This window comes from Mesorhizobium sp. M4A.F.Ca.ET.090.04.2.1, assembly GCF_003999085.1.
In the GTDB taxonomy this organism is placed as follows: Bacteria; Pseudomonadota; Alphaproteobacteria; order Rhizobiales; family Rhizobiaceae; genus Mesorhizobium.
This window is the reverse complement of sequence record NZ_RZOT01000303.1, coordinates 1-7,133: the sequence shown is the minus strand read 5'-3', so window position 1 is coordinate 7,133 and position 7,133 is coordinate 1. Positions and strand designations below refer to the sequence as shown.

Sequence of the window (7,133 nt, the reverse complement as noted above, 5' to 3'; positions counted from 1 at the left end):
CCGCGACGCCGTGCTGATCTCGACCAAGACATCGCTGCCAATGGGCGACGGGCCAGCCGATTACGGCTCCTCGCGCTCGCGTCTGATCAAGGCGGTGGAGGACGCGCTCAGGCGTCTCGGCACCGACTACATCGACCTCTTGCAACTGCACGCCTTCGATGCCGGCACACCGGTCGAAGAGGTACTGTCGACGCTGGACCACCTCGTGCGCGCCGGCAAGCTGCGCTATGTCGGCGTCTCCAATTTCTCCGGTTGGCAGGTGATGAAGTCGCTCGGCCTGGCGGAGAAGCACGGCTACCCGCGCTACGCCGCGCATCAGGTCTACTATTCGCTGCTCGGCCGCGACTATGAATGGGAGCTGATGCCGCTCGGCCTCGACCAGGGCGTCGGCGCGCTGGTGTGGAGCCCGCTCGGCTGGGGCCGGCTGACCGGCAAGATCCGCCGCGGCCGGCCTCTGCCGGAAAGGAGCCGGCTGCACGACACGGCAAGCTTTGGGCCGCCGGTCGATGACGAACACCTGTTCAATGTTGTCGAGGCACTAGACGCCGTTGCTGAGGAAACCGGCAAGACGGTGCCGCAGGTCGCCATCAACTGGCTCCTGCAGCGCCCGACCGTCGCCTCCGTCATCATCGGCGCCCGCAACGAAGAGCAGTTGCGCCAGAACCTTGGCGGCGTCGGTTGGACGCTGACGCCGGAGCAGATCAGGACACTGGACGCGGCAAGCGAAGTCACCGCGCCTTACCCGTACTTCCCCTATCGGCGGCAAGAGGGCTTTGCCCGGTTGAACCCGCCGGCCGTCTGACACCAGTTTACCCACCGGGCGGCGGCATCGCCGCCGTTCAGCGGGGCAAAAATTTGCCCCCGACCTTTCGCCGAAGAGCTTGCGGCTCCTGGAAGCAAACCTCGATCTACTCAGCTATGTCGGGAACCTTCCACGGTGGCGTTCCCGCGATACGCCCGCCTTTGGCCGCCTTGAAATAGGTCACCGCGAGGTCCTCGTGGCACATGGCGGACAGGTATATTTGAATTGACCCGCCAAGCGGCGTGACCGGATAGCGCTCGCCGCATGCTCGGCCACGAGCCTCATAGCGGCGCTTCTGCGCGGCCGTCATATGGTCGAAGAAACCGGCCTCGCACTTGCTCATGACGATCTCCGTCATAGTGGCATCGCCACTCGACCCCCAGGCGCAGGCATCGTGCAGCTTGTGTGCTTGGATGCAGTCCGGCGCGGCTTCGATATCCTCCGGTTGGATCGGCGCTTCCCCCTTCGGGCACCGCGCCTCTGCCGCGGCGCCGACGCCGCCAAGCGCAAGCCAGATCAAGATCGTCCACCCGATCCGCATATCGACTCCCAGACGGTTTACCCGAACGCGGCTGCCACACTGCGACTACAAGGACCCCGCCGGCGGCACCGCGTCGACCATGACGAATCGATCTGGGTTTTCCCCAATCGCCAAGGCATGCGAGCCGTCGGTCGGAACGGCACCGAGAGACTAATGCACCAGAAACTCTCCATCCACCTTGCGCCACTCGTTCGGCGCGACCAGCGTCTGGTGCGTGTAGGTCACCGAATGCAGCGGCCCGTCGAGCTTGGCCTTCCAGAACTCGATGAAGCGGATCAGCACCGGGAACTTCGGCGCGATGTCGTAGTCCTGCCAGATGTAGCTCTGCAAGAGATGCGGATGGTCGGGAAAATGGTAGAGAATCTTGGCCGTGGTCAGGCCATATCCCCTGAGCATCAGGTCCATTTCGGTATGGTCATGCATTGCAGCCCCCTGCGTCGATCTCCTTTCCTCCCATGTGTGATTCTGCGCTCAGTTGCTTAACTGTCTATTGATTTTTTCTGATCGTGTCGGCCTTTTCCTTCGCCAAAACATGCAGTTAGCAGCGATAGGCCGTGAGTGCTGACAGCGTGCGGCAGTGCCCCTGCGTCATCCCGCCGCGCGAATCCAACGTCTAATGTTGTCGTCACCGCGGAACTGTTAATAATGCGCCCGAATTCGCGGCCGCTTCGCCGCGACACCGCCACCCGGCGGCTTGGTTTGGGGAGGAAACTGAAAATGTCCGAGGTTCATGTCCATCGGGTGCAGCCGGCGTGGAAGAAGAACGCGCTGATCGATAACGACACCTATCTCAAATGGTATGCTGACAGCGTGAAGTCACCGGACAAGTTCTGGGCCAAGCACGGCAAGCGCATCGACTGGTTCAAGCCCTTCAGCAAGGTCAAGAACACCTCCTTCGACGGCAAGGTGTCGATCAAATGGTTCGAGGACGGCGAGACCAACGTGTCGTGGAATTGCATCGACCGGCACCTGAAGAAGCGCGGCGACCAGACCGCCATCATCTGGGAAGGCGACAATCCCTATGACGATCGCAAGGTCACCTATAACGAGCTCTATGCGCACGTCTGCCGCTTCGCCAACGTGCTGAAGAAGCACGGCGTCAAGAAGGGCGACCGCGTCACCATCTACATGCCGATGATCCCGGAAGCGGCCTATGCGATGCTGGCCTGCACGCGGATCGGCGCCATCCACTCGGTCGTCTTCGGCGGCTTCTCGCCGGACGCGCTCGCCGGCCGCATCGACGACTGCAAGTCGACCATCGTCATCACCGCCGATGAGGGCCTGCGTGGCGGCAAACATGTCCCCCTGAAGGAAAATACCGACAAGGCGGTCGAGATCGCCGCCAAGGCCGGCACCAGGGTCGAGAAGGTGGTGGTGGTGCGCCGAACCGGCGGCAAGGTCGGCTGGGCACCGGGACGCGACGTCTGGTACCACGAGGAAGCCGCGACCGTTAAGGCCGACTGCAAGCCGGAGAAGATGAAGGCGGAGGATCCGCTGTTCATCCTCTACACCTCCGGCTCGACCGGCAAGCCGAAGGGCGTGCTGCACACCACCGCCGGCTATCTCGTCTACGCCTCGATGACGCACCAATATGTCTTCGATTACCATGACGGCGACATCTACTGGTGCACCGCCGATGTCGGCTGGGTCACCGGCCACAGCTATATCGTCTATGGGCCGCTCGCCAACGGCGCCACGACGCTGATGTTCGAGGGCGTGCCGAACTACCCCTCGCAGTCGCGCTTCTGGGAAGTCATCGACAAGCACAAGGTCAACATCTTCTACACCGCGCCGACGGCGCTGCGCGCCCTGATGGGCGCCGGCGATGCCCATGTGACGAAGACCTCGCGCAAGTCGCTGCGCGTGCTGGGCTCGGTCGGCGAGCCGATCAACCCCGAGGCCTGGGAGTGGTATTTCAACCTCGTCGGCAACGGCAAGGTTCCGATCGTCGATACCTGGTGGCAGACCGAGACCGGCGGCATCCTGATCACGCCGCTGCCCGGCGCCACAACCCTCAAGGCGGGCTCGGCAACGCGCCCCTTCTTCGGCGTCAAGCCGCAACTGGTCGACGGCGACGGCAAGGTGCTGGAAGGCGCGGCCGACGGCAATCTCTGCATCACCGATTCCTGGCCTGGCCAGATGCGCACCGTCTATGGCGATCACGATCGCTTCGTGCAGACCTATTTCTCGACCTACAAGGGCAAATACTTCACCGGTGACGGCTGCCGCCGTGACGACGACGGCTATTACTGGATCACCGGCCGCGTCGATGACGTCCTCAACGTGTCCGGCCACCGCATGGGCACCGCGGAAGTGGAATCGGCACTGGTCAGCCACGACAAGGTATCGGAAGCCGCCGTCGTCGGCTACCCGCACGACATCAAGGGCCAGGGCATCTACTGCTATGTCACGCTGATGGCCGGCGAGGCAGCGAGCGAGGGGCTGCGCAAGGAGCTTGTCGACCATGTCCGTAAGGAGATCGGCGCCATCGCCACGCCCGACAAGATCCAGTTCGCGCCGGGCCTGCCCAAGACCCGCTCGGGCAAGATCATGCGCCGCATCCTGCGCAAGATCGCCGAGGACGATTTCGGCGCGCTCGGCGACACCTCGACGTTGGCCGACCCGGCCGTCGTCGACGACCTCGTCGCCAACCGGCAAAACAAGAGGAGCTGATGGCCGACGCGGCCGCACGGGGCACGGTTAGCCAGCTCTGGCGCTATCCGGCGAGCTCGCTCGCCGGCGAGCGCCAGCATGCGATCGAGGTCGGAAGCCGCACCGTCGATGGCGATCGGCTGTTCGGCCTCGTCGACGCGACCAGCGGCGAGATCGCCCGGCCCGACCGGGAAGCGAAATGGCACAAGGTGCCGCTGATCCGCACCCGGCTGTCGAACGCACGGGAACTGGAAGTTGCCGTTCCCGGCGGCGGCTGGCTGGCGGCGCCCGGGGCCGAAAGCGACCGCGCCATCTCCGCCTTTCTCGGTTTCGCGGCTTCGATCCGGCCATTCCGCCAGGACGATGCCGCGCCGGATTATGCCGGCCCGCTGACCGCGGAACGCTACGTCAAGACGCCGATCCATCTTTTGACCACCGCCTCGCTCGCACGGCTCAAGACGCTGCATCCGGAAGGGGCGGCCGACCCGCGCCGCTTCCGTCCCAACATCGTCATCGACATGGCCCCGGTCGAAGGCTCGTTTCCCGAAACCGAATGGGTCGGCCGCAAGCTCGCTATCGGCGACCTGCTGCTCACCGTCTCGGAGCCGTGCCGCCGCTGCGGCTTCACCATCATCGCCCAGGACGGCTTCGACGCCGATCCCGGCATCCTGCGCAACCTGGTGCGCCACAACGCCCACAATCTCGGCGTCTACTGCACCGTCGACCGGCCGGCGCGGATCGAGGTCGGCGCGACGATGCGCTTCGTCTAGCAATACACCAACGCCTTTTTCGCCTGCCCCTTGTCTTTCGCTGCAACGCACCCCATCATGAGGGTGTGTTCAACAGATCGAAAGGAGGTGATCCGATGTCGAGTGATTTCGTTTTCCAGAACGTGGCCTCAGCGGATTGCACTTTCGGGAAGCAGTCTTCCCGTTAAGGCGCGAGAAGCGCGGCAGGTGATGCGATGGCATCACCGCCAGAGACCGCGTCATGGACGGAAACACGGAAGGCCGCCGGCTTCGTGAAGAAGCGGCGGCCTTTTCCGTTTGGCGGGCTGCGCACGCGCTCGCCGCAACGTCTCAGCGGTTGATCGTGAGCTTCTCGATGTTCTCGGTGATCTTGCCGAACGCGTCGGACAGTTCCGGACCGTTGGCCGCCTCGTAATAGTGCTTGAGCGACGATGTATCGGCCGTGGCGCAATCCTTGAGCAGGGTCTTTGCCTGGTCACGCTCCGTCGCCGTCATCGACGGATCGTTGAGATCGAAGCCGATGGTGAAGATCTCGATGCCGTCGCGCTTCATGTTGGCGCAGATGCTTTCGGCGTTGCCGCGCGACATCTGGCCTTGGTCCTGTGATTTGGGCGCGCCGCGCGCTCCGGCAAAGGCAGTGTTGAACTGGCCGTCGGTCATCAGGATGGCGATCTTGGCCACCTTTCTGGTGTCGAAATTGGCGGGGCCGGCGCCGAGGCCGGCGTCCGCGATCGCCGAGCGCCAGGCCGGCGAGAGCATGTAGTAACCCCACTGCGCGGCGATCCCGCCGGCCGTGACGCCCGCGGCGCTGAAATGGTCGATGGCGGTGAGCAGCTTGCCTTCATCGGCGGTCAATGGAACGAGGGCGGCCGAGGGACACACTTTCATGCGGTAGTCGCGGTTGACCTTGGCCTGATATGTCCTGCCCTTGTTGTCGAGGCGCAGCGTGTAGGGCCCGTCGGACGAATAGTCGGCATAGCCGTCCCTGTCCTTGCGCTCGGTCGCGCATTTGTCGGGCGCCGAAGTCGCCGACGCCGATACAGGCGCGTCGATCGGCGGCGGGACCTTCGGGCCAGTCGCCGTCTCGACGAACAGGGTGCCGGCCAGGCCGCCTGTGTTGACGGCCTCGGCATAGGGGACGATCGACACCCGCACGCGCGGATTGCCGGGGTCGCGGTTCTGGCCGAGCAGATCCTTGACCGCGTCCGAGGCGGCAGCCTGCAGGTCGCCGATCTTGTTGGTCTTGGCGCGCTTGTCGGGGGCCATCGACCCGGTGACGTCGAGCATCATCGCCACCTCGATTGTCTTGTCGGAATAGAGCGCGGTGGTGGAGACGGCAATGCGCTTGGTGTCGCCCATGCTGAACAGCGGGAAGTAGAAGGCGACATCGACATACGCGTCCGCCCGGACGGTCTTTGCGGCCTTGTCTACCGTCAATTTGTCGAGGACGACCTGGCCGGCTTGCAGGATGCCGGCCGCGCTGTTGGCGTCGAGAAAAGCCTGCACCGACTTGCTCGCGTCGGCCTCCTTGATGACGCCGGTGGTCAGGTCCCGCGCCGTCGAGGTGACGGCTGCGTCGACCACGCCCTGCAGGCTGGATTGGGCATTGTAGATCTGGGTGATGTTGACGCCGAAGCCGACACCGAGCGCCAGCACCGAGGCGGCGGCGCCGAACAGGATGGCGAAGTTTCCGCCGCGATCCCTGGCAAAGCCGCCTGCCCCCTGAACAAGACCCGCAAAACGCCGCATCTTCCGCCTCCATTCGCCATTGGCCTCGAAGCCGACTGACGGATGCGGTGCAGGATTCCGGCCGGGTTGCGGCACCCTGCCGGATGAATCCGGCGCTTTCTGGTCAAGTCCTTGTTTTTGCTTGAATTCCGAGCAAGTCAGGGTGAACGGCCGGTAAACAAAAGGCCGTGGCAGCCGCGGAGTTTAGGAAGTGCTTACCATGCTCCGTCTTCGCGCGACCGAGCCGCCAACCGCGATCCCAGTCCGGCACAGGCGCGCTGTGCCGAAGCGGATCATGATCCGGCTCTGTGTCTTGCGGGAATCCGGCAGCGGCAGGGCCTATGCCAGCATCTGCGCGCTGACCGTCCTGTCGACGTTGTGATGGGGCGGGCTGAACAGATTGCGCTCCTGCTCATAGGTCCAGACCTTGAACAGCTTGAGCTGATGCTGGCCGAAGCTGTGCAGCAGCGGCACGTCGGTTGCGTCGCGGCCGCGCGCGATGACAACGCGGCCGATCCTGGGAATATTGTGGCGGGGATCGAACGTGTACCATTTGCCGTCGAGGAAGACTTCGAGCCAGGCCGAGAAGTCCATCGGCGCCGGATCGACGGGAACGCCGATGTCGCCGAGATACCCGTTCACATATCGGGCGGGCATGTTC

The 7,133-nt window shown here is 64.1% G+C and carries 7 protein-coding genes; 3 read left to right on the top strand and 4 right to left on the bottom strand.

Annotation, left to right across the window (positions count from 1 at the left end):
• Positions 1-802, top strand: an 802-nt coding sequence (locus EN781_RS20560; RefSeq protein ID WP_145965564.1) for an aldo/keto reductase, incomplete at its 5' end; no start/stop codon positions are given.
• A 106-nt stretch (positions 803-908) separates the two neighbouring features.
• Here the strand turns inward: EN781_RS20560 and EN781_RS20555 are convergent.
• The gene (locus EN781_RS20555) at positions 909-1,343 is read right to left on the bottom strand and encodes a hypothetical protein (RefSeq protein WP_127405334.1); all 435 of its coding nucleotides are present in this window, start codon (positions 1,341-1,343) and stop codon (positions 909-911) included.
• Between the two features lie 150 nt (positions 1,344-1,493).
• A complete protein-coding gene (locus EN781_RS20550; RefSeq protein WP_126057588.1) occupies positions 1,494-1,766 on the bottom strand; it encodes an aspartate-semialdehyde dehydrogenase in 273 nt (90 codons plus the stop codon).
• Positions 1,767-2,060: 294 nt separating this feature from the next.
• Between EN781_RS20550 and acs the strand changes: the two genes are divergently transcribed.
• Positions 2,061-4,016, top strand: coding sequence for an acetate--CoA ligase (gene acs / locus EN781_RS20545; protein ID WP_127400274.1), 1,956 nt, complete (start codon positions 2,061-2,063; stop codon positions 4,014-4,016).
• Entirely contained in the window at positions 4,016-4,765 is a 750-nt protein-coding gene (locus tag EN781_RS20540; protein ID WP_126057587.1) for an MOSC domain-containing protein, read from the top strand. The genes acs and EN781_RS20540 overlap by 1 nt, the downstream gene beginning before the upstream one ends.
• A 309-nt stretch (positions 4,766-5,074) precedes the next feature.
• Here EN781_RS20540 and EN781_RS20535 read toward each other — a convergent pair whose 3' ends face one another.
• Both EN781_RS20535 and EN781_RS20530 read right to left on the bottom strand, forming a co-directional pair.
• Positions 5,075-6,493, bottom strand: coding sequence for a pilus assembly protein (locus EN781_RS20535; RefSeq protein ID WP_126057586.1), 1,419 nt, complete (start codon positions 6,491-6,493; stop codon positions 5,075-5,077).
• A gap of 318 nt (positions 6,494-6,811) precedes the next feature.
• On the bottom strand, positions 6,812-7,133 hold a 322-nt coding region (locus EN781_RS20530; RefSeq protein ID WP_145965563.1), incomplete at its 5' end, for a transglutaminase family protein.

Bases quoted from the DNA above. Each gene is read 5' to 3' on its own strand.
- EN781_RS20555 (WP_127405334.1), bottom strand. From the start codon at position 1,343: ATGCGGATCGGGTGGACGATCTTGATCTGGCTTGCGCTTGGCGGCGTC.
- EN781_RS20550 (WP_126057588.1), bottom strand. From the start codon at position 1,766: ATGCATGACCATACCGAAATGGACCTGATGCTCAGGGGATATGGCCTG.
- acs (WP_127400274.1), top strand. From the start codon at position 2,061: ATGTCCGAGGTTCATGTCCATCGGGTGCAGCCGGCGTGGAAGAAGAAC.
- EN781_RS20540 (WP_126057587.1), top strand. From the start codon at position 4,016: ATGGCCGACGCGGCCGCACGGGGCACGGTTAGCCAGCTCTGGCGCTAT.
- EN781_RS20535 (WP_126057586.1), bottom strand. From the start codon at position 6,493: ATGCGGCGTTTTGCGGGTCTTGTTCAGGGGGCAGGCGGCTTTGCCAGG.